The organism is Deinococcus carri, from assembly GCF_039545055.1.
Taxonomy (GTDB): domain Bacteria; phylum Deinococcota; class Deinococci; order Deinococcales; family Deinococcaceae; genus Deinococcus; species Deinococcus carri.
Genome location: NZ_BAABRP010000001.1, coordinates 865,173 through 887,127 on the forward strand (window position 1 = coordinate 865,173; position 21,955 = coordinate 887,127).

A 21,955-nucleotide genomic window follows, 5' to 3' on the forward strand; every position below is an offset into this window, starting at 1 on the left:
TGTGGACGCACGAACTTCATACAAACTCCGATTGAATCGTTGACGCAGTGATTCAATCCGAGCAGCGCGAGTAGGAGAAAGACGGGTTCCGGGCGTGGAGTTGGCAAACCGGCGCTTTCCCGGTTTGTGGGCGTTACAGACGGAATCCGTATCAGTTCTGGATGCTGAGGAAGGCGGCCTGGTTGCGGTAGAAGTCCCGCACCCCGCGCAGGGTAATGTTTCCGGTGATGTCCAGATGATCCCAGCCCGAGAGTTTGCCCAGGCGGTACCAGCGCCCGTTCTGGGTGGGCTGGCCGGTGTAGGCCTCGCTGGGCTGACCGATGGGGGCGTCCATGTAGTTGGAGGGGGCGATGCCGTCGTTCTCCCACCAACTGCTGTCGTAGGTGACGCCGCCGAACGCACTCTTGCCGAAGACGTTGCCCATCCCCGGCGTCAGCGGGCGCGGGAAGGGGTAGGCGGTGGGGAGCAGTTCCGCACTCATGGTCACGTCCGGGTAGTGCCAGCCGGTCAGCAGGCCCGCGTGGCTGGCGCTGGTGGCCCACGAGAAATACCGCGTCACCTTGCTGCGCCCGATAAAGACATTCTGCTCCTTCGCTCCGTCGGGCCGCAGGTCCCAGGCGCAGGAATCCTTGCTGGTCATCATGCGGGAGTGGGCGACCCGGTCGGCATAGGCGCTCAGGCTCTCGCCCGGCTGGCGTTTCAGGCCCCACTGCCCCGCGTCGAAGTCGTAGACAGTGAAGTCCGTCGCGTTCGCGCCCAGCAGGCCGCCCGCCGTCACGATCAGCTTCTGGAGTTCGGGAATTAGCGTCTGGAGGTTGTCGGCGGCCGGGCTGCCGTCATTGGGCGAGCTGATGGTCATCACGTTCCTGACCCAGCCCGCGCGCCTGCCCGTATACAGGTTGCCCTCCGCGGCGTTGGCCGGGCTGCCGTCGTCAAGCAGCTTGACCAGCAGGCGCGAGGTGGGGCCGCCCATGCTGTGCCCGATCAGGTTGACGGGGTGTCCCGCATCCCACTGCGGGTAGAAGCCGGGGTAGCACTTGGCGGGGTCATTCCGGGTGTGCCCGAACTCCGCGCTATGCGCCGCGCCATAGTCCACGCAGCCGCCCTTGATCTGCGCGTACAGTTCGGCGGCGCGGTCCCAATTGCTGCTGAAAGGACCCACGCTGGCCGTGTAGACCTGATAGCCCAGTGCCTTCAGGTCCTCCTGCACGTCGAAGAAGCCGCCCCAGTACTTCACGAGGCCGCCCATCTCGTCGCGGCCGAACCCGGTCATGCCATGGACCAGGATGATCGGCACGCTCTTGTCGACGGCCTGCGCGCTCAGTTTGCGGCCCCCGGGGAGGGCGGTGGACAGGTCCGTGACCGCGCCCAGCTCTGCCGGCTCGGGGGTCAGGGTCGGCAGCAGGGCCTGACGCGCCGCGTAGGTGTCGGCAGAGGTACCCGCTGGGGCGGCGGTGGGCGGGGCCGACGCCGCACGGTTGGCAGTGGAGGTCTGGCCGCACGAGGCCAACAACAGGGCGAGCGAGAGTGAAGCGGCAACCTGGGGCGCGGAACCCTTCATGATGAACCCCCCTCCCGTCCAGAACGCCGAGCTGTTCGCGCGTGGCGCTCCCGCCTGGTCCCTGGACGAGGTGCAAAATTGTGGTGCGTCCAGAATTTTGCCAGATCCCCCGACGACTTGTTGGACCCTCAGTCCAAATTTGAACTCCCCTTCTACCTTACATATGGTAACCGAAGAGCGAAAAATCCAGGCAATCTCACGCTCCTTGTCGGTGCAGGTGCCAGAATGCCCGCATGACTGCTGCCTCCTCCCCCCACCCCCCTGACCGGCCGCAGACGATGGCGGAAAAGATCCTCTCGCGGCGCGGCATCCGGACCGTGTATGCCGGCGAACTCGCCGTCGTGGACGTGGATCAGGTGATGGTCGTGGACTCCATCGCGCAGAGCTTTATCGGGCGGATGGAAGAAGACCTGGCCGCAACGCCGAAGTTCCCCGAGCGCGTTTCCATCGTCGTCGATCACGTCGCGCCCGCCTCCACCGTCAGCGTCGCCCAGGCGCAGAAGGAGGCGCGCGAGTACGCGGCGCGGACGGGCGTGCGCCTCTTCGACGTCGGAAGGGGCATCTGCCACCAGGTGCTGATGGAAGAGCGCCTCGCGCAGCCCGGCTGGCTCGTGCTGGGGTCGGACAGCCATTCCACCACCTACGGCGCAGTTGCGGCCTTCGGCACCGGCATGGGCGCGACCGACATCGCCCTGGCCGCCGCCAGCGGCAAGACCTGGCTGCGGGTGCCCGAAAGCGTCAAGGTCACCTTGACCGGCGACCTCCAGCCCGGCGTGACGGCCAAGGACGCCGCCCTGGAAATGATTCGCGTGCTGGGGGCCGACGGGGCCACCTACCAGAGCATCGAGATCCACGCCGGGGACCGCTTCACCCGCGGCGAGCGCATGACGCTGGCGAACCTGTGCGTGGAGGCCGGGGCCAAGGCCGGGCTGGTCGTGCCCGGCGGCGAAATCCTGACGGACTACGGCTACGACATCCCCGACTGGGTGTACCCCGACCCCGGCGCGGAATATGTCCGCGAGGTGGACCTCGACCTCTCCAACCTGCGTCCCCGCATGAGCGCCCCCAGCGAGGTGGACAACGTCCACGACGTGGCCGAGCTGCGCGGCCTGAAGGTCGATCAGGTCTTTATCGGCACCTGCACCAACGGCCGCCTGGAAGACCTCCACGCCGCCGCCAAGGTGCTGCGGGGCCGCCGGGTGGACCCCTCCACCCGCCTGCTGGTCATTCCCGCTTCCAGCCAGGTGATGGAGCAGGCGCTGGAGGACGGCACGCTGCTGACCCTCCAGCGCGCGGGCGCGGCGCTGGGCACCCCCGGCTGCGGCCCCTGCATGGGCCGTCACCAGGGCGTGCTGGCCCCCGGCGAGGTCTGCGTTTCCACCTCAAATCGCAACTTCATCGGGCGGATGGGCGACAAGGACGCGCAGGTGTACCTGGCCTCGCCCGCGGTGGCGGCGGCGACGGCGGTGATGGGGCGGATCGCGCTGCCGGAGGACCTGGGCCGTGAACCCGTCCGGGGGGCCGTCTGATGCCCCGCGTCTGGAAATTTGGCGACTCCGTTAATACCGACGACATCCTCCCCGGCAAGTTCGCGCCCTTCATGGCGGGCGAGGACGTGTTTCAGACCTTCGCCTTTCATTACATCCGGCCCGAGTTCGCGGCGGCCGTCCGGCCCGGCGACGTGCTGGTGGGTGGGCGCAACTGGGGCCTGGGCAGCAGCCGCGAGTATGCCCCGCAGGCCCTCAAGAAGCTGCGGGTCGGCGGCATCATTGCGCCCTCGTTCGCGCGCATCCACTACCGCAATCTGCTGAACCTGGGCATTCCCGCCTTCGAGGCCGACCTGACCAAAGTCCTTCAGGACGGCGACGAGGTGAGCCTGGACGTGGAAACGGGTGTGCTGACACGCGGGGTGGACACTTTCCAGCTTCCGCCCCCGCCCGACTTTCTGCGCGAGGCCCTGCGGGAAGGCAGCATCCTGGCCTTTTTCAAGAAGTACGGCCGCTTTCCGGGGGAGCAGCCGGGCGAACAGTCCGCGCAGGGCGACCCGTAAACTGGGGGCATGGCAACCCTGGAAATCGACTGCCCCGTGTGTGCGGAGGTCCTGGAACTCACCGACGCCGACCGCGCCGAGCTGGCCGTGGGCGACGTGATCGTGTGCGATTCCTGCAACGCCGAGATGGAAGTGACCCGCAACGGCCCCGGCGAGGACTTCGAGCTGGAACTGCTGGGCATCCTGACCGTCTGCCCCAACTGCGGCGAGGAGTTCGACGTGACCGACGACATGCTGGCCGCCGCCCCCACCATCGAGAACGCGGACGGCACGATCGCCAGCGTCGTGTCCTGCCCCCACTGCCGCGCCCAGATCGAGCTGGAGTTCGAGGAAGAGGCCGGAGATTCTCTAGACAACATCACCTGAAACCTATTTCATGCTTTAACCTGTCATTCGCAAGGAGTTAGCTATGCCCATTGTTCAATTTGAAAACCCGGAAACGGGCGCAATCATCGAACTCACCGACCCCGAACTCGGTGAACTCGTCATCGACGACGAAACCGGCGTGGAATACGAGGTCGTCTCGGTGGCCCCCCCCCGCCTGGAGCCGGCCCCGCAGGAAGCGGAGGATTGGGGGGAGTAAGCTCTCAGCCGTCAGCGGTCAGCTCTCAGCCCCGTTGCTGAAAGCTGACCGCTGATGGCTGACCGCTTCCCAGGATCTTATGGCCGAACTCGCCGTCCTCTACGACCGCATTCGCCCCGACGAGAAGATGCTGTTCGAGGCGCTCGACGGCCTCGGGGTGTCCTACGACAAGGTGTATACCCCGCAGCTCCGCGTCACCTTCGACGAGCAGGGCCGCGCGCAGGTGCCCTGGCGGGTGGCGCTGGAGCGCTGCGTGAGCCAGACGCGCGGGCACGCCGTCACCCGCGCCCTGGAGGGCCTGGGCGTGAAGGTCGTGAACCCCTCGCACGTCATCGAGCTGTGCGGCGACAAGCTGGCGACCAACGCGGCCCTGGCCCGCGCGGGCCTGCCCACGCCGCGCACCGGGGTCGCCTTCGACGGCGAGGCGGCGCTCGCCCTGATCGAGGAGCTGGGCTACCCGGTCGTGCTCAAACCCACCGTCGGCTCGTGGGGCCGGATGGTCAGCCGCATCAACGACCGCGACGCCGCCGAGGCGATCATCGAGCACAAGGAGGTGCTGGGCGGCCCGCAGCACGGCGTGTTCTACGTGCAGGAGCTGATCCACAAGCCGCAGCGTGACATCCGCGCCTTCGTGGTGGGTGGCGAGTGCATAGGGGCCATCTACCGCACCTCGGAACACTGGATCACCAACACGGCGCGCGGCGCAAAGGCCAGCAACTGCCCAGTCACGCCCGAAATCGCGGACCTGGCGACCCGTGCCGCCGCCGCCGTCGCCGGTGAAATCGTCGCCATCGATCTGGTCGAGGACCCGCAGCGCCACAACGACTGGGGCGGCCTGCTGGTGATCGAAATCAACCACACGATGGAGTTCAAGAACTCGGTGAGCACCACGGGCGTGGACATTCCCCGCCTGATGGGCCAATACGCGCTCGGCCTGCTGGGCTAGGTGACACACTGGGGGCATGTTCGACCCCCGGTTGATTCGGAATCTGCGGCGGTTTTCCAGTCAGGTGGAGGCCGCCGCCTACCTCGATCTGGTGGCCGGGCTGCTCACGGGCCTGGAACTCGCGGGGGACGACCTGCGCTTTCATTTCAACCCCACCTCCAACGGCAAATACTTCCTGCCGCTGACCATCAATAACCGCTACATCGTCATGAAGGGCCGGGACGTGGAGGGCGGGCCGACGTGGTGGCTGATCCACCCCGGCCCGCCCTTCATCCTGGACATGGAAGCGGACGAGATTCTGGCCTCGCTGCCCTTTGCCCACAAGCGCCACGACGCTCCCGAAGCGGCCCCCATGCTGGCGCAGTACCGCGCCGCCTTCGTCCGGCAGAACCTGGGCGAGCTGCTGCCCCGCGTGCTGGCCCTCGCCGCGCGCGACCTGGCCTCCTGCCGCGTGACGCCCTGCCGCGCCAGCCACAGTCCCCTGGCCTATGCGCTCGCCCTCGACGACGCCGCGCGGGGCGAAGTGCTGCCGGGCATCGCCTTCACGGGTTTCGCACACCGGACGGGAAGAGGGGAGAGGCGCTAGAGCATTTGTCCGAATTACGCCGTTAGAGGAAAAGCGCCTCCAACGGCTCCATTCTCCCAAACGCTCTCCTTATTTCGCTCGCTTCGCTCGGTCAAAAAGACAGTCTCTTTTTGACAAATGCTCTAGGCCCTCTGGCCTACGTGCTTTGCGGGCTTGTATCCGTAGGGCGGGGAGGTCATGATTCATTCTTATGGACGAGACTGTTTCAACCTTGAGAACATGATGGACCCTTCCCCCGACCGGCCGGAAACGGCCACCCGCGACGACGCCGCGCAGCTCGGCCGGGAGATGAAGCGCCTGCACCGCCTGATCAGCAGCCACGTGCTGGTGAACATGCAGGACGAGCTTCAGGACCACGACCTCACCTTCACGCAGATGACGGCCCTGCACCAGCTTCGCGCCCAGGCCCCCCTGACCGTGACGGCGCTGGCCGAGCGCATCAGCCTGAGCGTGGCCGCGGCCAGCCATCTGGTCGAGCGGCTGGTGCGCCGCGGCCTGGCCGAGCGCCGCGAGAACCCGGAAAACCGCCGCGAGAAGCTGGTGGTGCCCAGTGTTCAGGGCCTGAAGGTGGTGGCCCGCATGGACGACCAGTTTATCGGCGCGTATGTCGCGGCCTTCAGCAGAGCGCGGCCGGGGACGATACACGCGGCGACCGCCTCCATTCGCGCCTTGCTGGCCGAACTCGCCCCTGCCCCCTCCCAGGAGAACCCATGACCGCACCGACCCCACCCGGCTCCCCACCCCAGCGCATCGACTACGCGCAGACGCTCGATATGGCCACCAAGCGCGTGATCCTGTTCGGCGTGCTGCTGGGCCTCTTTCTCAGTGCGCTGGATCAGACCATCGTCGCCACCGCCATGCCGCGCATCGCCGCCGACCTCCACGGCCTGAACCTGTACACCTGGGTCACGACCGCCTACCTGCTGACCAACACGGCGCTGGTGCCGATCTACGGCAAGCTCTCGGACCTGTACGGGCGCAAGCCGGTGCTGATGTTCGGCATCGCGGTCTTTCTGCTCGGCTCCGCGCTGTGCGGCCTGTCGGGGGAGGCCTTCCTGGGCAACCTCTTCGGCGGCGGCATGATGCAGCTCGTGGTGTTCCGGGGCCTTCAGGGCGTCGGGGCCGCCGCGCTCGGCTCGGTGGCGTTCGCGATCATCGCGGACCTGTTCGAACCCGCCGAGCGCCCCCGCTATCAGGGCCTGTTCGGGGCGGTGTTCGGCCTTAGTAGCGTGATCGGGCCACTGCTGGGCGGCTTCCTGACCGACAACATCAGCTGGCGCTGGGTGTTCTACGTGAACCTGCCGCTGGGGCTGATCGCGCTGGCCTTTATCGCCACGCGGATGCCCCGCCTCGCCAGTGGCCTTCAGGCGAAGGTGGACTGGCTGGGGGCCTTTTTTATCCTGCTGTTCACCGTGCCGCTGCTGCTCGCGCTGACCTGGGGCGCGGATCACACCTACGCCTGGACCAGCCCCACGCTGCTCTCGATGTTCGGCCTCAGCGCCGCCGCGCTGGTCGGCTTCCTGTTCACCGAGAGCCGCCACTCCAGCCCCATCCTGCCGCTGACCCTGTTTCGCAATCCGACCTTCGCCTGGGGGGCCGTGGCCCGCTTTCTGGTGGGCGCGGGCTTTCTGGGGGCCATCCTCTTTCTCAGTCTGTACCTCGTGCAGGTGCAGGGCGTCAGCGCCACCAAGGCCGGGACCGCCACCATTCCCCTCACCGTGGGCCTGATCATCGGCTCGATTGGGGCGGGGCAGATTGCCAGCCGCATCGGGCGCTACAAGCCGCTGATGCTGGTCGGGCTGGTCCTGGCCGGGCTGGGCTTTTTCAGCCTCAGCACCCTGAACGCCGACACGCCCTACAGCGGCGTGGTGCTGCGCATGGTGCTGCTGGGCCTGGGCCTGGGGCCGGCGCTGCCGCTGTACACCACCGCCCTGCAACTCTCGGTCAAACCCTGGGAAATCGGCGTGGCGACCAGTGCCGGACAGTTCTTTCAGCAGATGGGCAGCACCATAGGCACCGCGATTTTCGGCGCGGTCCTGACGGCGGGCCTGACCAGCAACCTCTCCACGCAGTTCGCCGCGCAGGCCGCCGCCCAGCAGGGCACGGTCGCCACCACCCTGCGGAGTATCGGGGACCGTATCCGCAGCAACGAGGGCAGCAGCGCGTCCCAGGACCGCAACGCCACGCCCCAGACGCCCGCGCAGATCCGCGCGACCTTTGCCACCCTGCGCCGCAATGTCACGCAGGCCATCGAGACGGGCGACCGCACGGCCATCGCGGCCATCCAGAAGGACCCCACTCTGCCCGCAGAGGCCAAACGGCAGCTCACGAACCTGCCCGCCGGGGGAGTGGCGGCGGGCGTAAGGGCCGGGTTCAACCAGACCTACAGCGCTATCGCCGGGGCCGTGAACAGCGGCGACCCCGCCCGCCTGGCTGCCGTTGCCGCCAATCCGCAACTGCCTGCCGAGCTGCGTGCCCGCCTGGCGCAGATTCCCCCGCAGGCCCTCCAGAACCCGCAGGCCCGTGCCGGGATTCTCGCGGGTATCAAGCAGGGGCTGGACGCCGCCGCCCCCGCCGCTGCGCAGCAGGCCCAGCAGCAGGCGCTGAGCGCGGCGCTTCAGGGCGTGAACGACGGCGAGCAGATTGCCCTGTCCAGCGCCCGCGCGACCCGGGTGGCCTTTGCCGACACCATCGCCAGCATCTACCGGTATTCCATCCTGGTGGCGGCGCTGGCCTTTCTCGCCACGCTGATGATGCCGAATCTCCGGATGCCCACCCGGCAGGAGGGAGAGCGGCTGGCCCCAGCGCACGTGGAGGTGTAGTGGGGAGGTAACGGAAGCGGGAGGGGGCGGACGTGGCTGAATTGCACGTCCGCCCCCCTGTTTTGCCACTTTTCAGCCTCTCACGGCGCGCTGTCGCCTTCCGCGGGCAGGGGCCGGAGCTTCGCCCCACGTCCCTGCCGGGCCGCGTCAGGCCTCGTTCCGGCGCAGGTGCTTCTGTTCCCAGATCAGGTCGCGCAGCACCCAGCCGCTCCCGGGAAAACGCAGCCCGGCGCGAATCTCGCTCAGCAGGTAGTCGCGCACGGTCCACTCGTCCAGGCCGCTGGCGATCACCTCGCCCAGGTTGCGCTCGCCGTTCAGGGCGGCGGCGACCGGGGAAGGCGTGCTGCGGGTGGTGCCGGAGCGCAGGCGCAGGGTGTGCCAGGCGTAGCGCCCGGTCGGCTCGACCTGGCCCTGCCGCACGGCATTCGCCAGCACCTGCGCGACCTCGAACAGCGGCAGCTCGGCCTGGCGGGCGGCGGCACGCACGCTGCGGCCCTCCTCGCTGTCGAACAGCGGCACCTGGCCCCGGAAGACGCGGCTGGGACTGCCGATCAGGGCGCACAGCTGTTCCCACTCGTCCGAGGCGCGCGCCCAGTCGGTCGTGAAGTGGCCGTAGGGGGCCAGGGGCGAGCCGGTCACCGTGCTGGGCCGGAACTCGAAACTGCCCTCGCGCGGCAGCATCGGGCTGGCCTGGATGGCGTCCACGCCCAGCCAGTCGAGAATGCCGCCGCCGACTATCTCGCCGCCCACAAAGGCGACCGTGTACGGCACGTCCGCCTTCACGTCGAGTACGCCGGTCTGACGGGTCGTGTTGACCAGTTCCAGGATCCCCATCAGGGGCAGGTCGGAAAGGAGTCCCTGCATGTGTGAGGGTCAGATTACCATTCCCTCACCTGCTGCGCTCCGCAAGTCCAGCCAGGCTGCCCCCAGCTCCCCACTCACGTCGGTGGCGATCAGGCCGTAGCCGTACCGCTCGCCCGCCCGTTCCCCCGCCCGCGCGTGGAGCCGCACGCCCGCCACGGCGGCATCGGCGGCCGTCAGCCCCTGCCCCAGCAGCGCGGCCACCACCCCGGAGAGGGTATCGCCCATGCCCGCGCTCGCCATGCCGGGATGCCCGCCCCGGCTGACACTCAGACCCCCCGCGTGCGCGACCACGCTGGGGCCGCCCTTGAGCACCACTGCGCCCCCGAAGTGCTCTTGCAGCGTGCGGACGGCGGCGAGGGGGTCACGGGTCACGTCCGCCGTCCCCACACCCAGCAGCCGCGCCGCCTCGCCGGGATGCGGCGTCCAGACGCAGGCCGCATGTCCGGCCCCCGCCAGGCCCGGTTGCAGGGCGTCGGCATCCAGCACGGTGGGGACATTCCAGGCCAGCACCTGCCGCGCCAGGGCCTCAGCCCGTGGCCCCAGCCCCATGCCCAGGCAGACGGCATCGGGCGGGCCGGCCTGGCGGGCCTCCTCCAGCGCCGCGCCCAGGTCCGCGTGCCGCCGCACCATCAGTTCCGGCGTGACGAGCGGCACCTCGGCCTCCGAATGCACCGTGACCAGCCCCGCCCCCGCCCGCAGCGCCCCCAGCCCCGCCAGCGCTGCCGCGCCGACCGTGCCGGGATGCCCGCCGACCACCCACACGCGCCCCGCGGTGCCCTTGTGGGCGTCAGCAAAACGCACCGGCAGCCGCGCCCCCACCTCCGCGTCGTTGTGCCGGGCGGCCAGCGCGTGTTCCGCCAGCCAGGGCGGGGGCACCCGCAGCGGGGCCAGCAGGACCTCCCCGGCCCGGTGCGCGGCGGGGCCGAACAGCAGCGCGGTCTTGAGGCCGGTCAGCGTGACCGTCAGGTCGGCCCGGACGCTCTCGTCCGGTGCGTCCGCCCGCGTGGCGTCCAGCCCGCTGGGCAGGTCAATGGCAACCACCTGCACGCCCTCCCCGGGGGCCGCGTTCACCGCCGCCACCACCTCCCCCAGGGGCGGGCGCAGCGGCGGCGTGAAGCCCGTGCCCAGCAGGCCGTCCACCAGCACGTCGGTCTCGCGGGCGCGGCGGGTCACGGCCTGAGGGGTCAGCGGTTCGGGCCTGAGGCCGAAGGCTGCCAGCCGTCGCCGGTTCAGGCGGGCCAGCGGGTGCCGGGCGGGCGCGGCCAGCACCCGGACCGGGTGGCCCAGCGCCGCCAGATGCCGCGCGGCGACGAGTGCGTCCCCGCCGTTGGCCCCGCCCCCGGCCAGCAGCAGCACCCGGCTCCCCGGAAACCGGGTGTGGACGACCTGCGCGGTGGCCCGCCCCGCCTCCTCCATCGCGGGGTCGAGCAGGCCCGCGGCGGCCAGGCGGGCATCCAGCGCCCGCACCCCCCCCGGCAAGTAGACCCATTCAATCATCCCAGCCCACCCCGCAGCAGCAGGAACAGCACCAGCACGCCCACGGCGATCAGCACCCAGCGCAGGGCGGGCGGCGGCGCGCGGTGGCCGAACTGCTCGCGCAGGTCCTCGCGCGATTCCTCCCGCGAGCGCTTCATGCCCAGGCGCTGGCCCCGGCGAATCGCGCTGACCGACTCGTGCAGCTTGCCCTGTCGCCGCAGCGCCACCCCCAGGTTGTGGTGCGCGCCGTCGTAGTCGGGGTTCAGCCGCAGCACCTCGCGGTAGCGGGCCTCCGCCTGGGCGGGCTGCCCCGCTTCCAGTTCCAGGTTGCCCAGGTTGGTCATCGCGCGGTAGTGGGCGGGGTCGGTGTTCAGCGCCTCCCCGAAGGCCGCGCGCGCTGCCTCCGGTTCCTCGCGCAGTGCGTGCAGCACGCCCACCGCGTTCAGCGCCTCTGCCCGCGTGAGCGGGTGCTCCAGGGCCGGGACCAGCCGGGCGGTCAGCGCCTCCGGTTCCGTCTCACCGCCCGGTGCGCGCCGGGTCGCCTCCAGCGCCGTCAGCGCCTCTCCCAGCGCGCCGGGCCTCACCAGCGAGCGCAGCAGCGCGACCTCGCCCGTCAGGCCCTCGCCCGCGGCGGCCTCCAGGTCGTCTTGCAGCCCGGCTAGGGCGCGGCGCGCCTGCCCGAGGCTGCGGGCGCGCACCGCCTCCTGCACGTTCACGATGCCCTCCAGCGCCCCGCGCAGCGCCGCTGGGGTGGGGGTGAGGCGGGCCGCCGCCAGTGCCCGCCGCCACTCGCCCGCGCGGGCAAAGCTGCCCCAGTCCGGCGCGGATTCGGGGGGCGTGCTGGGGGAGAGGCCAGGGTCGGTCATGCGGGGAGTATACTGACGCGCCCAGCGCCCCTTCCCGCCCTCAGGGCGCGGCAGCCCGGCGCGTCCAAGGAACCTTCCCGTGACCCAGCCCGACCCCGCATCCCCGCCGCCGACCCCCGCCGCCGACCTGCCGCTCTACTCGCCCGCCCGCGTGCGTGACCTGCTAGCCCTGCACGGGCTGAGGCCCACCAAGAGCCTGGGTCAGAACTTCCTGATCGACGGCAATATCCTGCGCGCCATCGCGGAGGCGGGCGGCGCGGCCCGGGGCGTGCCCGTGCTGGAGGTCGGCCCCGGCCTGGGCGTCCTCACCCGCGAGCTGGCCGCGCGCGGGGCACAGGTGACGGCGCTGGAAAAGGACGAGCGCCTGGGGCCCGTCCTGGCCGAGACTCTGGCCGGGCTGGACGTGAGCGTGGTCTGGGGCGACGCCCTGGACTTCGATTACGCGGCGCTCCCGGCGGGCACCCGCGTGATTGCCAACCTGCCCTACTACATCACGGGCGTCCTGCTCTCGCGTTTCATGGGGGCACCCGGCGTGCTGTCCGCGACCGTGCTGGTCCAGAAGGAGGTCGCGCAGCGCCTCGCGGCCCGCCCCGGCGAGGCCAACTACGGCTTCCTGAGCGCGCTCGCGGCCCTGCACGGCACCGTCCGCCACGTGCGCGACGTGCCCAGGGGGGCCTTTTTCCCCGCGCCGGACGTGACCAGCAGCGTGGTGCGGCTCGACTTCGACCGCTCGCGGCCCCTGCCCGACCCCGCGTTCCTGAAGTTCGTGGAGGCGGCCCTGCACCACCGCCGCAAGACCCTGCGCAACAACCTGCGGCTGGTGGGCTTTGAGGGCGAGGCGATCAGTGCGGCGCTGGAGGCCGCCGGACTGCGCCCGGACGTGCGCGCCGAGGACGTGCCGCTGGAGGACATCCGCACCCTCGCGCGGCACCTGGGCGTGATACGGTAGGAGCCGCGTTTCAAACGCCAACCTGGCAGTCCGGCGCTGAGGTTCCCCCGCGGAACACGGCGAACCTGTCCGGACACGCCGCATCTGGGGGCCGCCTTCTGCTGGCCCGGAGGTTTCCACGTGAAGTTTTTCGTTATCGGTGACGTCACCGTCGATCACCTCTACCACCTCGACCGTCTCCCCACGCCCGGTGAGGAAGTCGTGCCCGGCCGCGCCACCATGAAGCCCGGCGGGGCGGGCGGCACCATCAGCGTCACCCTGGCCCGCCTGGGCCACAGCGTCACCCTCGCGGCCCGCGTCGGCAACGATCCCTTTGCCGAGTACGCCCTGGGCAGCGTGCGCGAGAGCGGCATCGTGCAGACGGCCATCCAGGTGGACCCCGAGCATCTCACCAGCACCATCACAGTGATGCAGACGCCCGACGGGCAGCGCGCCATGATCAGCGACGGGGCCGCCAACCGCCAGCTCGACCCCGCGAAGCTCAAGAAAAAGGACATCGAGGGCACCGACGCCCTGATCGTCAGCGCCTACAGCCTCACGGAAGGCCCGCAGCGCGAGTACACCCTGCGGGCTATCGAGACGGCCCAGAAGGCCAAGAAGCCCGTGCCTGTCTTTATCGACCTGGGCACCGGTGCCGTGAACAAGGTCGGCACCGACCTGATCGAGAACGTGATCAGCGCGGACTACCTGACCCTCAACCAGCACGAACTCCTCGCCCTGACCGACACCACCAGCATCAGCGCGGCGCTGGCGCAACTGGGGGACGCGGGCGCGCGGCGCGTGGTCGTCAAGGTGGGCCGCATGGGCAGCATCGTCTGGACGCCCAGCGAAACCGAACTGGTCGACCCCATCAAGCCCGAGGGCCGCGTCGTGGACTCCACCGGGGCGGGCGACACCTTCACCGCCGCCTTCGCCCACGCGGTCCTGACCGGCCAGCCGCTGCCCCAGGCCGCCCGCATCGCCAACGCCGCCGGTGCCCTCGCCGCCACCCGCGTCGGTGCCCAGGCCCGCCCCATCACCCCCGCCGACCTCGAAGCGGCCCTGGCCCGGTAGGGGAGAGCACTCGACGCGCGCCCCGGCCGTAGTGGCTGGGGCGCGTTTTTTGGAAAGGGGGAGGTTCTTTCTTGAATATATACAAGAGGACTTACAGAACATTGCAGGCTGGTCAGTGCAAATCAGTGCAAAAGCGGGTCCCCACCCCACTCCCCGCGCCTCAGCGCCCCACGTACTCCTCGCTGAGCTGCCACAGCCGCGCCGCCGCACCGTCGTCAAGCGCCTGGGCGGCGGGGCGAACCTCGCGCTCCTGGCGGAAGTAGCCGCCGCTGACATGCAGGTCGGGGGCGCTGGCGAGGCGAATGCTGGTGCGTGCGCCCTCCTCGGGCGTGATGCCGAAGCGGTCCACCAGACTCCACAGCCGGCTGATGCCCCCGCCGTTGTTGTGCGCGAAGCCCGAGCGGACCAGGCCGGGGTGGAGGCTGTTGCTGCTGACCCCCGGCTCGCGCCGCGCCAGCTCCCGCGCGAACAGGATGTTCGCCAGCTTGCTCTGGCTGTACGCCGCCCAGCCCCGGTAGCCGCGCCGGAACTCGGGGTCGTCCAGGCGAAGCCGCCCGCTGCGGTGGGCCTCGGAGGCGACCGTCACCACCCGCGCGTCCCCGGAGGCCCGCAGCAGCGGCAGCAGCTCCCGCGTCAGCAGGAAGGGGGCCAGGTGGTTCAGCGCCCAGGTCAGCTCCAGCCCCTCGCGCGTCTCCTGCCGCCGCCCGTAGAACGCGCCCGCGTTGTTGACCAGCACGTCCAGTTCTCCCACCTGCTCGCGGAACTCGGCGGCGGCGCGGCGCACCTGCGCCAGTTCCGACAGGTCGGCCACCAGCGTGCCCACCGCGCCGATATCCTGCGCGACCCGCGCGGTCTTCCCGGCATTCCGGCCCACGATGTACACCCGTGCCCCCCGCCGCGCCAGCTCCCGCGCCGTGACCTGTCCGATGCCGCCCGTCGCGCCCGTGACCAGCACCGACTTGCCAACCATGTCCCGCGTCATCCCGTCAGCATAAGGCTGCCCCCAGCGAGGCCCCATTCCAAAGGCAAGGCTGACCCACGCGGAGTCAGCCTCCCGGCGCGCGGACTTCACCCGGCCCGCATATTTGGTTGCGCTGATGCCCGCACTGTACGTCCGCGCCTGTCACAACACTCTGACGCCTTTCCGTCCGGCGACCCGTCTCAGATCACCTCGCGGAAGGCCACGCTCTGGCTGCGGCTCTGCAACTCCTGGCGCAGGTATTGCAGCCGCGGATGCTCCAGCCGCGGGTCGTGCGCGAGGATGTGCTTGGCGAGTGCCCGCGCCTGCTCGATGATCTCCACGTCGCTGGCGAGGTCGCCCAGCCGCAGGTCGGGAATGCCGCTCTGGCGGGTGCCGCGCAGCTCGCCGGGGCCGCGCAGCTTGAGGTCGGCCTCCGCGATCACGAAGCCGTCGGTCGACCCCTCGATGATCTTGAGGCGCTGGCGGGTCTTCTTGCTGTGCTCGCCCGCGATCAGGACGCAGTAGCTCTGTGCGCTGCCGCGCCCTACCCGCCCCCGGAGCTGGTGCAGTTGCGAGAGGCCGAAGCGCTCGGCGTTCTCGATCACCATCACCGTGGCGTTGGGCACGTCCACGCCCACCTCGATCACGGTGGTGCTCACCAGGATGTCGAACTCGCGGGCGCGGAAGCGGTCCATCACGAAGTCCTTTTCCGCCGCCGTCATCTTGCCGTGCAGCAGCTCGATGCGCGCCTCCGGCAGAATCACCCGCAGGTCGTCCGCGAGTTGCGTGGCCGCCAGCAGCTCCAGATTCTCGTTTTCCTCGATCAGCGCCGTGACCACGTAGGCCTGCCGCCCTTCCCGGATCTGCCGCATCACGAAGCCGTAGGCCTGCTGGCGGTGCGTGTCCTGAATCAGCTTCGTCTCGACCGGCGTGCGCCCCGGCGGCAGCTCGTCGATCACCGACAGTTCCAGGTCCCCGTACGCCGTCAGCGCGAGGGAACGCGGAATCGGGGTGGCCGACATGACCAGCACGTCCGGCCGGGAGGACAGCAGCTTGCGCCGCTGCATCACGCCGAAGCGGTGTTCCTCGTCCACGACCGCCAGGCCCAGGTTGTCGAAGCGCACGTTCTCCTGAATCAGCGCCTGGGTCCCTACCACCACGTCCACGTCGCCCTCCGCGATGCGGATCTGCATCTCCAGCTTCTGCTTGGGCGTCATCGCGCCGATCAGCAGGCCCACCCGCACGTCGAGCTTGCCCAGATACCCCACCAGATTCGCGTAGTGCTGCCGCGCCAGAATCTCGGTGGGGGCCATCAGCGCGCCCTGGTAGCCGTCGCGCACGGCGAGGTACAGCGCGCAGGCTGCCACCGCCGTCTTGCCGCTGCCCACGTCGCCCTGCACCAGCCGGGCCATCTGCCGCTCGGCGCGCATGTCGTCGGTGATTTCCAGCAGCACCCGCCGCTGCGCCCCGGTGAACTGGAAGGGCAGCGCCGTCTCGAAGCGGCTGATGTCCTCGCCCGTCGCCTGGAAGCGCTTGCCCAGCAGCACCGCGTCCTCGCCCTGAAGCAGCACCCGCAGCTCCAGAAAGAGGTACTCGTCGAAGCGCAGCCGGTGCATCGCCCGCTCCAGGTGCGCCTCGTCGTGCGGGAAGTGGATGCCGTGCAGCGCGTCCGCGAGGTCGGTCAGGCCGCGTTCGCGCCGCCAGTGGGCGGGGAGGTAATCGTCCAGCGGGACGGCGTGCAGGGCGCGGGACGCGGCACGCCGCAAAAACTCCTGGCTGATGCCGTCCTTGCTGTCGTAGACCCCCACGATCCGCCCGATGCTGAGGCTCTCCCGCGCGTCCTCCACCGTTTCCAGATGCTCCACGCCGAGCTGCACCGTGCGCCCGAACCGCTTGGCGCGGCCCGTCAGCACCAGCCGCGCGCCCTCCTTGAGCTGCCGCTCCACCCACGGCTGGTTGAACCATGACGCCTTGACCCGCCCGCCCGACGGCGTTTCCAGCGTCACCTCCAGAATCAGCATGTTGGGCTTGGGCTTGCGGCGCGACTTGGCGACCACCGTGCCCTCCACCGTCACCTTCTGGCCTTCCTCCACGTCCGCGAGGTCGGGCAGCGCGCGGCGGTCCTCGTGGCGGTGCGGGTAGGCGTGCAGCACGTCGCGCAGGGTGTGCAGGCCCAGCGACTGGAGCTTGCGCGCCCCGCCGGGGCCGGTGTCCAGCCGCGTGACCTCCGCATCCGGCGGCAGCCGTTCGCCGGGGGCAGCGGTGGGAACCGCCTGTTTCGCGGCGGGGCGGGGCGTCCGGGGCGCTTTGGCCGCCTGCTCCTGCCCATCCAGCACCGCCAGCGCCCCTCTCAAGGCCTCCGCCCGGCCCGCCGCGTCCAGCCCCGCGTAGCCGCGCAGCGCCTCGCGCACGCCCGGAAAGGGGTTCGCCAGCGGCGAGGCCAGCAGCCGCTCGACACCGCCCGCCACCACGCGGTCGGCACACCCGGCGGCGAGTTCCGCCGCGAGGGGGCGGCGTAGTCTCTCCCGCATCTCCGCGACCGTCGCCATACCAGCGCGCAGGCTACCAGAGGGGACGGGAGCGCGGCGGGGGTTCCCTCACGGTGCCCCTCAGTGTCGCCGTGGCCGCAGGTGCAGCGCCGCCACGATGACGCCCCCCACCAGCAGCCCCGTCAGCGCGGAGCCGAGCGTCTCCACCACCCACGCCACCACGTCGGCCGCGAAGGGGAGCGCCTGCCCCGCCGCCACCGCCACCTCATGCAGCGCGTGTTCGGGGGCTTCCAGCCCAAAGTGCGCCAGGCCGTCCAGCAGGATGTGCCCGCCGACCCACAGCATCGCGGCAGTACCGATCACCGACAGGGCCGCCAGGACCGCGGGCATCCCCCGGACCAGCCCCCGCCCGAGGGTCCGCAGCGCCCCCGAGTGGCCCCGCGAGAGCCGCAGCCCGAGGTCGTCCATCTTGACCAGCAGGGCCACCACGCCGTAGACGAGCAGGGTGATCATCAGCGCCACCAGCACCAGGCTCACCGCCCGCAGCACAAAGGTCTGGGCCGCCACCTCGGCCAGCGAGATCGCCATGATCTCCGCCGAGAGAATGAAGTCGGTGCGGATTGCCCCCGCCACCAACTGTTCCTCCTGCGCGCGGCTGGGCGGCCCGGCGTCCTGGGCCTGGGCCGCGTCCCCGTGCCCGGTCAGGGCCTCGTACACCTTCTCGGCCCCCTCATAGCAGAGGTAGGCCCCGCCCAGCATCAGCAGCGGCGTGATGGCCCCCGGCAGGAACTCGCTGAGCAGCAGCGCGGCGGGCAGGATAAACACCAGCTTGTTGCGCAGCGAGCCGCGGGCAATCCGCGCGATGATCGGCAACTCGCGTTCCGGGGCCAGGCCCGTCACGTAGCGCGGGGTCACGGCGGTGTCGTCCACCACCACCCCGATCGCCTTGACCCCCGCCTTGCCCGCCGCCGCGCCCACGTCGTCGATAGAAGCGGCCGCCAGTTTCGCCAGCGCCGCCACATCGTCCAGCAGCGCCACCAGGCCGCCACTCACCGTTCAGCTCCCGGCGGGAGAGTCCGCGCCGTGTCCTTGCCGTTGCCGCCTTGCCACTGGGCCATCAGGCGGACAGCCTATCAAGCCCGCGCGCGTCCACCTTTACCCGAGCTTCATGCCCCAGCGGGTTCTCCCGCGTTCAGGCGCTCCAGCCCGCGCTGCAGGCTGCGGCGGTGGCTCCCGGTGTGCCACGTCGTCATCCGCAGCCAGTCCTGCGCGTCCAGCATCCCCATGAAGGGATGGAAGAAGGTGCGCCCCGGGTTCGCCTCCGCGCGCACCTGCTCCAGCAGCGCGCGCGTGGCAGCGTGGCGGGCCAGCAGCGCCTCAAGCGGCTGCTCCGGCCCCGGCTCCAGCCCTGCCGGGGCGAGCCGCCGGCCGTCCTCGGTGGTGCGGCCCGGCTCCTGGGGCGTGGGGCGCAGCGGCTTCTCCGAGAGCAGCAGCCGCACGATCCTGCCGGTGCCCTCGTTGACCAGGATGGTGTGTTCGGCCTCCTGCGCCGGCGACCAGGTGCGGTCCGGCATCCGCGTGTCCCAGTGGGGCAGGGCGGCGCGCAGGGTCTGCTCGAAGGCGTCCAGTTCCTGCTCCAGCCGCTGGGCGAGAACCTCGGACGTGGGGAAGGCCGTGCGCAGGGCGGCCACCTGCTCCTGGGGGCTGGGTTGCGTCATGGCCGCAGTCTAATGCCACCTCGCCCGGATGCCAGAACCTCCGGGAAAGCGCCCGGGGTTCACAGCCGCAGCGCCAGCCCCACCGCCTCCGCCAGTCCCCCCGCGTCCACGTGGGCGACGTGATAGCGCCCCGCCGCCCGCGCCTCCGCGTCCGCGTTGCCCATCGCCACCGGGTGCCCGACCACCCGCATGGCCGTCACGTCGTTGTGGCCGTCGCCCACCATCATCACCCGCTCCAGCGGGAGGCCGTAGGCGGCGGCCACCCGCGTGACCGCGCTGCCCTTGCCCACGCCCGCCCGCGTCACGCTGATGAACATCACGTCCGGCATCACCGGGCTGCCCGCCGGGTGCAGGTCCAGCCCCGGATGCGGCTCGGCCTGCACGCCTGCCGACTCCGCCAGCGGCACCACCCACTGCGCGCGGACACGGGTGCCGGTCAGCGTCTGCGGGTCGCGCGGTACATAGGGCACCCCCAGCAACTCCGCGTGCCGCCGCGCCAGGTCGCCCGGCTGCGTGACGCCGTACTCGTCATCGGTGTAGACCTCCAGCAGCCGCCCCGTCTCGTGGGCGCGGTCCAGCAGCCGGTCCAGCTCCCCCGGCGGGAGCGGTTCCGATAGACTCTCGCCGCTGCCCACATTGACCACCGACGCCCCGTTCTGAAAGATGTGCCACCCGTCCGGGTCCAGCCTCCGGGCATACTTCAGCGCGTTGCCGAAGGCGGGCCGCCCGCTGCACAGCGCGATGCGCACGCCCCGCGCGCGGGCATCCGCCAGTGCCGCCCACACGTCCTCGCGCACCACGTTCCCGGTGCCGACCAGCGTTCCGTCCACGTCCACACAGATGAGTCCCAGCATCCGGGCAGTGTACGCCTGCCCGTCCAGCCCGCCACGTTCGGTAAACTGCCTGACCACGCAGCCCCCACAGGAGATGCCCATGCCCACGCCCTACGACGTGATTGCCCGGTGGTATGACGCCCAGGTCCGCGCCCACTCGCCGGCCAATGCTCTGCTGGTGCCGCCGCTGCTGCATCTCGCCGGTGAACTCGAACACCGGCAGCTCTGTGACCTCGCCTGCGGCGAGGGCCACCTCGCACGCCTGCTTGCCGCTCGGGGAGCGCAGGTGACGGGGGTGGACCGTTCGGCCGAACTCCTCGCGCTGGCCCGGCAGGAAGAGGCACAGTCACCCCGGGGCATCACCTATGTCGCGGACGACGCCCAGACCCTGGAGCATCTGCCGGAAGCGGCGTTTGACGGCGTGGTCTGCCACCTGGCGCTGATGGATATCCCCGACCTCGCGGCCACGGTTCAGGCGGTCCGGCGCGTTCTCAGGCCCCGGGGCTGGTTCGTGTTCTCGCTCACCCACCCCTGTTTTCAGGCCCCTCACGCCCGCTGGCACACGGCCCCGGACGGCACCATCCGCCGTGAGGTCTCCACCTACTTCGACGAAGGCTTCTGGAAGTCGGCGTATCCGGGCGGGGTGCGGGGGCAGGTGGGGGCATACCACCGCACCCTCTCGACGTACATGCGGACCCTAAGCGAGGCGGGCTTTCAGTTCTGCGACATGTATGAACCGCAGGCGACCGGTGCCGTCAGAGACGCCCGGTCCGAATACGGCGTCATCCCGCCGTTCCTGCTGATGCGCAGGACCAGAGCGTGAGTTCAGCTCACCGCGTTCACGAAGACACCCTCCCGCAGGACCGGCACGCACCCGCTCACGTCCAGCTCCGCCGCCAGCGCCACGTCCTCCGCGAAGCCCCGCTCCGACAGTTCGAGGCCTGATGCGCACCCGCCCAGCACCTCCGGCAGGCGTTCCCGCATGGCCTGAAACATGGCCCGCGCCCCCTGTGCCTCCGGGGAAGGGCGGAGGGCGGGGGCAAGCGCCTCCACCACCGCTCCCGCCCCCAGCAGGTCCTCCAGCGCTGGCCGCAGCGTGCCGTCCGGCCAGCGTTCCCCGGCCGGGACGACCAACACGTTCTGAAAGCGCCCGCCTATCCAGGCTCCCACCGCCGCCGCATTCCGCAGGCACGCCGCCACGACCACCCCACCGGCCTCCCCCGCCCGCGCGCACAGGGTGGCCCCGTTGGGCGAGGGCAACACCAGCCGCGCTCCGGCGGGCAGCCCCAGCAGTGAGGTGGGGGAGAGGGAAGGCCTGCCCGCCGCCCGCTCTCCCGCCAGCAGCGCCCCGTGTTCGGCGGCAAAGGCCGTGGCCCGCGCGTCCCGCCAGCCAAACGGCAGCACGGCCGCGCCGCGCGAGACGGCCACCTCCACGCAGGTGGCAAAGGACAGCACATCCACGACGACCACCACGTCAGCCTGCGCGGCGAGGTGCTCCAGGCCCGCCTCGCCCCATTCCAGCCTCACGCCGGCGTCTTGTTGCTCCCAGAACATCCCGTGAAGCTACCAGCTCACGTTGAGGCCCACACTGCCGCCCACCTTGCTCTCGCTCGGCTTCACGTTCAGGCTGACACTCATGCTCCAGCGCGGGTCCAGCGGTGACAGCGGGTTGCCCGACACCGAGTAGCTCAGCGACCCCACGTTGCTGCCCGGCGTGTAGTACAGCGACACGCTCTGGTTGACGGTTTTCGCTGGGGCCACCGTGTAGGGCACTGTTTCCAGCACCTGCCCCGCGTGGTTGCTGATGGTGATGGTCCCGCTGTGCGCTCCCACCGCCACGAAGGTCACGGTCTGGAGCAGGTAGGCGTTCAGCCGCACTGCACCTTTCTCGCCCCCCAGCAGCACCAGCCGGGAGTCGCTCGCTTTCAGCGTCACCTCGGTAGGAACCTCGCTGAACAGCGTGAAGTTGAGGTTGCCCGTCGTGTAGCCCGTTTGCAGCCGCATTTCCAGCTTCGAGGGCTGCACCAGGACGCGGCGGGCGATTTCCAGCGGTGCGGGCGCGGCGTCGGTCGGCGTGAGGGTGATGCCGGGGGCGGTGAACTGGGCACCTGCGCTCCCCAGCAGCCCCACGAGCAGGAAGAGAAACCGCTTCATCAGAGGCTCCTGGGAAAGCAGGACGAGCGGGGCGGCTCGTCCTG

General features: G+C 70.5%; 22 protein-coding genes. 11 read left to right on the forward strand and 11 right to left on the reverse strand.

Going from position 1 to position 21,955, the window contains the following annotated elements; genetic code table 11:
- Positions 1-151: 151 nt before the first annotated feature.
- Entirely contained in the window at positions 152-1,561 is a 1,410-nt protein-coding gene (locus ABEA67_RS04315; protein WP_345461386.1) for an esterase/lipase family protein, read from the reverse strand.
- Between the two features lie 233 nt (positions 1,562-1,794).
- On the opposite strand from ABEA67_RS04315, the gene ABEA67_RS04320 reads away from it, so the two are divergent.
- The 8 genes from ABEA67_RS04320 (at position 1,795) to ABEA67_RS04355 (ending at position 8,548) form a co-directional block, all read left to right on the forward strand.
- On the forward strand, positions 1,795-3,090 hold the full coding sequence (locus ABEA67_RS04320) for a homoaconitate hydratase family protein (RefSeq protein WP_345461389.1): 1,296 nt from the start codon (positions 1,795-1,797) through the stop codon (positions 3,088-3,090).
- Positions 3,090-3,611 (forward strand): LeuD/DmdB family oxidoreductase small subunit, encoded by a 522-nt coding sequence (locus tag ABEA67_RS04325; protein ID WP_345461392.1) that lies wholly within the window; start codon positions 3,090-3,092, stop codon positions 3,609-3,611. The genes ABEA67_RS04320 and ABEA67_RS04325 overlap by 1 nt, the downstream gene beginning before the upstream one ends.
- Before the next feature lie 9 nt (positions 3,612-3,620).
- The gene (locus ABEA67_RS04330) at positions 3,621-3,977 is read left to right on the forward strand and encodes a hypothetical protein (protein ID WP_345461395.1); all 357 of its coding nucleotides are present in this window, start codon (positions 3,621-3,623) and stop codon (positions 3,975-3,977) included.
- 43 nt (positions 3,978-4,020) lie between these two features.
- The gene (gene lysW, locus ABEA67_RS04335; RefSeq protein ID WP_345461398.1) at positions 4,021-4,194 is read left to right on the forward strand and encodes a lysine biosynthesis protein LysW; all 174 of its coding nucleotides are present in this window, start codon (positions 4,021-4,023) and stop codon (positions 4,192-4,194) included.
- Between the two features lie 79 nt (positions 4,195-4,273).
- Positions 4,274-5,140, forward strand: coding sequence for a lysine biosynthesis protein LysX (gene lysX / locus ABEA67_RS04340; RefSeq protein WP_345461401.1), 867 nt, complete (start codon positions 4,274-4,276; stop codon positions 5,138-5,140).
- A 16-nt stretch (positions 5,141-5,156) separates the two neighbouring features.
- Positions 5,157-5,726 carry a hypothetical protein gene (locus ABEA67_RS04345; protein WP_345461404.1) on the forward strand — a complete coding sequence of 190 codons (570 nt, stop codon included), beginning with the start codon at positions 5,157-5,159 and terminating at the stop codon, positions 5,724-5,726.
- Between the two features lie 219 nt (positions 5,727-5,945).
- Positions 5,946-6,440, forward strand: coding sequence for a MarR family winged helix-turn-helix transcriptional regulator (locus tag ABEA67_RS04350; RefSeq protein ID WP_345461407.1), 495 nt, complete (start codon positions 5,946-5,948; stop codon positions 6,438-6,440).
- Complete coding sequence (locus tag ABEA67_RS04355; protein ID WP_345461410.1) at positions 6,437-8,548, forward strand: DHA2 family efflux MFS transporter permease subunit; 2,112 nt, start codon at positions 6,437-6,439, stop codon at positions 8,546-8,548. The genes ABEA67_RS04350 and ABEA67_RS04355 overlap by 4 nt, the downstream gene beginning before the upstream one ends.
- A gap of 147 nt (positions 8,549-8,695) precedes the next feature.
- Here the strand turns inward: ABEA67_RS04355 and ABEA67_RS04360 are convergent, their stop codons facing one another.
- The 3 genes from ABEA67_RS04360 to ABEA67_RS04370 are packed head-to-tail and all read right to left on the reverse strand — an operon-like array spanning position 8,696 to position 11,754.
- The gene (locus tag ABEA67_RS04360; RefSeq protein WP_345461413.1) at positions 8,696-9,412 is read right to left on the reverse strand and encodes a DUF4388 domain-containing protein; all 717 of its coding nucleotides are present in this window, start codon (positions 9,410-9,412) and stop codon (positions 8,696-8,698) included.
- A gap of 9 nt (positions 9,413-9,421) precedes the next feature.
- A complete protein-coding gene (locus ABEA67_RS04365) occupies positions 9,422-10,909 on the reverse strand; it encodes an NAD(P)H-hydrate dehydratase (protein WP_345461415.1) in 1,488 nt (495 codons plus the stop codon).
- A complete protein-coding gene (locus tag ABEA67_RS04370; protein ID WP_345461417.1) occupies positions 10,906-11,754 on the reverse strand; it encodes a tetratricopeptide repeat protein in 849 nt (282 codons plus the stop codon). The genes ABEA67_RS04365 and ABEA67_RS04370 overlap by 4 nt, the downstream gene beginning before the upstream one ends.
- Before the next feature lie 79 nt (positions 11,755-11,833).
- On the opposite strand from ABEA67_RS04370, the gene rsmA reads away from it, so the two are divergent.
- Together rsmA and ABEA67_RS04380 are read left to right on the forward strand one after the other, a co-directional pair.
- Entirely contained in the window at positions 11,834-12,703 is an 870-nt protein-coding gene (gene rsmA, locus ABEA67_RS04375; protein WP_345461419.1) for a 16S rRNA (adenine(1518)-N(6)/adenine(1519)-N(6))-dimethyltransferase RsmA, read from the forward strand.
- 120 nt (positions 12,704-12,823) lie between these two features.
- Positions 12,824-13,756: a carbohydrate kinase family protein gene (locus tag ABEA67_RS04380; protein ID WP_345461421.1), complete on the forward strand. Its 933-nt coding sequence runs from the start codon at positions 12,824-12,826 to the stop codon at positions 13,754-13,756.
- Between the two features lie 160 nt (positions 13,757-13,916).
- Here ABEA67_RS04380 and ABEA67_RS04385 read toward each other — a convergent pair whose 3' ends face one another.
- From ABEA67_RS04385 to ABEA67_RS04405, 5 genes are all read right to left on the reverse strand, one after another.
- Positions 13,917-14,738, reverse strand: coding sequence for an SDR family oxidoreductase (locus tag ABEA67_RS04385; RefSeq protein ID WP_345461423.1), 822 nt, complete (start codon positions 14,736-14,738; stop codon positions 13,917-13,919).
- A 179-nt stretch (positions 14,739-14,917) separates the two neighbouring features.
- Positions 14,918-17,266: an ATP-dependent DNA helicase RecG gene (gene recG / locus ABEA67_RS04390; RefSeq protein WP_345461426.1), complete on the reverse strand. Its 2,349-nt coding sequence runs from the start codon at positions 17,264-17,266 to the stop codon at positions 14,918-14,920.
- Between the two features lie 60 nt (positions 17,267-17,326).
- Positions 17,327-18,259, reverse strand: coding sequence for a DUF808 domain-containing protein (locus ABEA67_RS04395; protein ID WP_345461429.1), 933 nt, complete (start codon positions 18,257-18,259; stop codon positions 17,327-17,329).
- Between the two features lie 113 nt (positions 18,260-18,372).
- Positions 18,373-18,924, reverse strand: coding sequence for a DinB family protein (locus ABEA67_RS04400; protein WP_345461432.1), 552 nt, complete (start codon positions 18,922-18,924; stop codon positions 18,373-18,375).
- A 59-nt stretch (positions 18,925-18,983) separates the two neighbouring features.
- Positions 18,984-19,778, reverse strand: a complete 795-nt coding sequence (locus ABEA67_RS04405; RefSeq protein ID WP_345461434.1) for a Cof-type HAD-IIB family hydrolase — start codon at positions 19,776-19,778, stop codon at positions 18,984-18,986.
- 79 nt (positions 19,779-19,857) lie between these two features.
- On the opposite strand from ABEA67_RS04405, the gene ABEA67_RS04410 reads away from it, so the two are divergent.
- The gene (locus tag ABEA67_RS04410; protein WP_345461437.1) at positions 19,858-20,580 is read left to right on the forward strand and encodes a class I SAM-dependent methyltransferase; all 723 of its coding nucleotides are present in this window, start codon (positions 19,858-19,860) and stop codon (positions 20,578-20,580) included.
- Positions 20,581-20,582: 2 nt separating this feature from the next.
- Here the strand turns inward: ABEA67_RS04410 and ABEA67_RS04415 are convergent, their stop codons facing one another.
- Together ABEA67_RS04415 and ABEA67_RS04420 are read right to left on the reverse strand one after the other, a co-directional pair.
- The gene (locus ABEA67_RS04415) at positions 20,583-21,311 is read right to left on the reverse strand and encodes a 2-phosphosulfolactate phosphatase (RefSeq protein WP_345461440.1); all 729 of its coding nucleotides are present in this window, start codon (positions 21,309-21,311) and stop codon (positions 20,583-20,585) included.
- A 9-nt stretch (positions 21,312-21,320) separates the two neighbouring features.
- Positions 21,321-21,911, reverse strand: coding sequence for a hypothetical protein (locus ABEA67_RS04420; protein ID WP_345461443.1), 591 nt, complete (start codon positions 21,909-21,911; stop codon positions 21,321-21,323).
- Positions 21,912-21,955 lie beyond the last annotated feature (44 nt).

Coding starts and splice junctions, on each gene's coding strand:
- ABEA67_RS04315 (WP_345461386.1), bottom strand. CDS start 1,561: ATGAAGGGTTCCGCGCCCCAGGTTGCCGCTTCACTCTCGCTCGCCCTG.
- ABEA67_RS04320 (WP_345461389.1), top strand. CDS start 1,795: ATGACTGCTGCCTCCTCCCCCCACCCCCCTGACCGGCCGCAGACGATG.
- ABEA67_RS04325 (WP_345461392.1), top strand. CDS start 3,090: ATGCCCCGCGTCTGGAAATTTGGCGACTCCGTTAATACCGACGACATC.
- ABEA67_RS04330 (WP_345461395.1), top strand. CDS start 3,621: ATGGCAACCCTGGAAATCGACTGCCCCGTGTGTGCGGAGGTCCTGGAA.
- lysW (WP_345461398.1), top strand. CDS start 4,021: ATGCCCATTGTTCAATTTGAAAACCCGGAAACGGGCGCAATCATCGAA.
- lysX (WP_345461401.1), top strand. CDS start 4,274: ATGGCCGAACTCGCCGTCCTCTACGACCGCATTCGCCCCGACGAGAAG.
- ABEA67_RS04345 (WP_345461404.1), top strand. CDS start 5,157: ATGTTCGACCCCCGGTTGATTCGGAATCTGCGGCGGTTTTCCAGTCAG.
- ABEA67_RS04350 (WP_345461407.1), top strand. CDS start 5,946: ATGATGGACCCTTCCCCCGACCGGCCGGAAACGGCCACCCGCGACGAC.
- ABEA67_RS04355 (WP_345461410.1), top strand. CDS start 6,437: ATGACCGCACCGACCCCACCCGGCTCCCCACCCCAGCGCATCGACTAC.
- ABEA67_RS04360 (WP_345461413.1), bottom strand. CDS start 9,412: ATGCAGGGACTCCTTTCCGACCTGCCCCTGATGGGGATCCTGGAACTG.
- ABEA67_RS04365 (WP_345461415.1), bottom strand. CDS start 10,909: ATGATTGAATGGGTCTACTTGCCGGGGGGGGTGCGGGCGCTGGATGCC.
- ABEA67_RS04370 (WP_345461417.1), bottom strand. CDS start 11,754: ATGACCGACCCTGGCCTCTCCCCCAGCACGCCCCCCGAATCCGCGCCG.
- ABEA67_RS04385 (WP_345461423.1), bottom strand. CDS start 14,738: ATGACGCGGGACATGGTTGGCAAGTCGGTGCTGGTCACGGGCGCGACG.
- recG (WP_345461426.1), bottom strand. CDS start 17,266: ATGGCGACGGTCGCGGAGATGCGGGAGAGACTACGCCGCCCCCTCGCG.
- ABEA67_RS04400 (WP_345461432.1), bottom strand. CDS start 18,924: ATGACGCAACCCAGCCCCCAGGAGCAGGTGGCCGCCCTGCGCACGGCC.
- ABEA67_RS04405 (WP_345461434.1), bottom strand. CDS start 19,778: ATGCTGGGACTCATCTGTGTGGACGTGGACGGAACGCTGGTCGGCACC.
- ABEA67_RS04410 (WP_345461437.1), top strand. CDS start 19,858: ATGCCCACGCCCTACGACGTGATTGCCCGGTGGTATGACGCCCAGGTC.
- ABEA67_RS04415 (WP_345461440.1), bottom strand. CDS start 21,311: ATGTTCTGGGAGCAACAAGACGCCGGCGTGAGGCTGGAATGGGGCGAG.
- ABEA67_RS04420 (WP_345461443.1), bottom strand. CDS start 21,911: ATGAAGCGGTTTCTCTTCCTGCTCGTGGGGCTGCTGGGGAGCGCAGGT.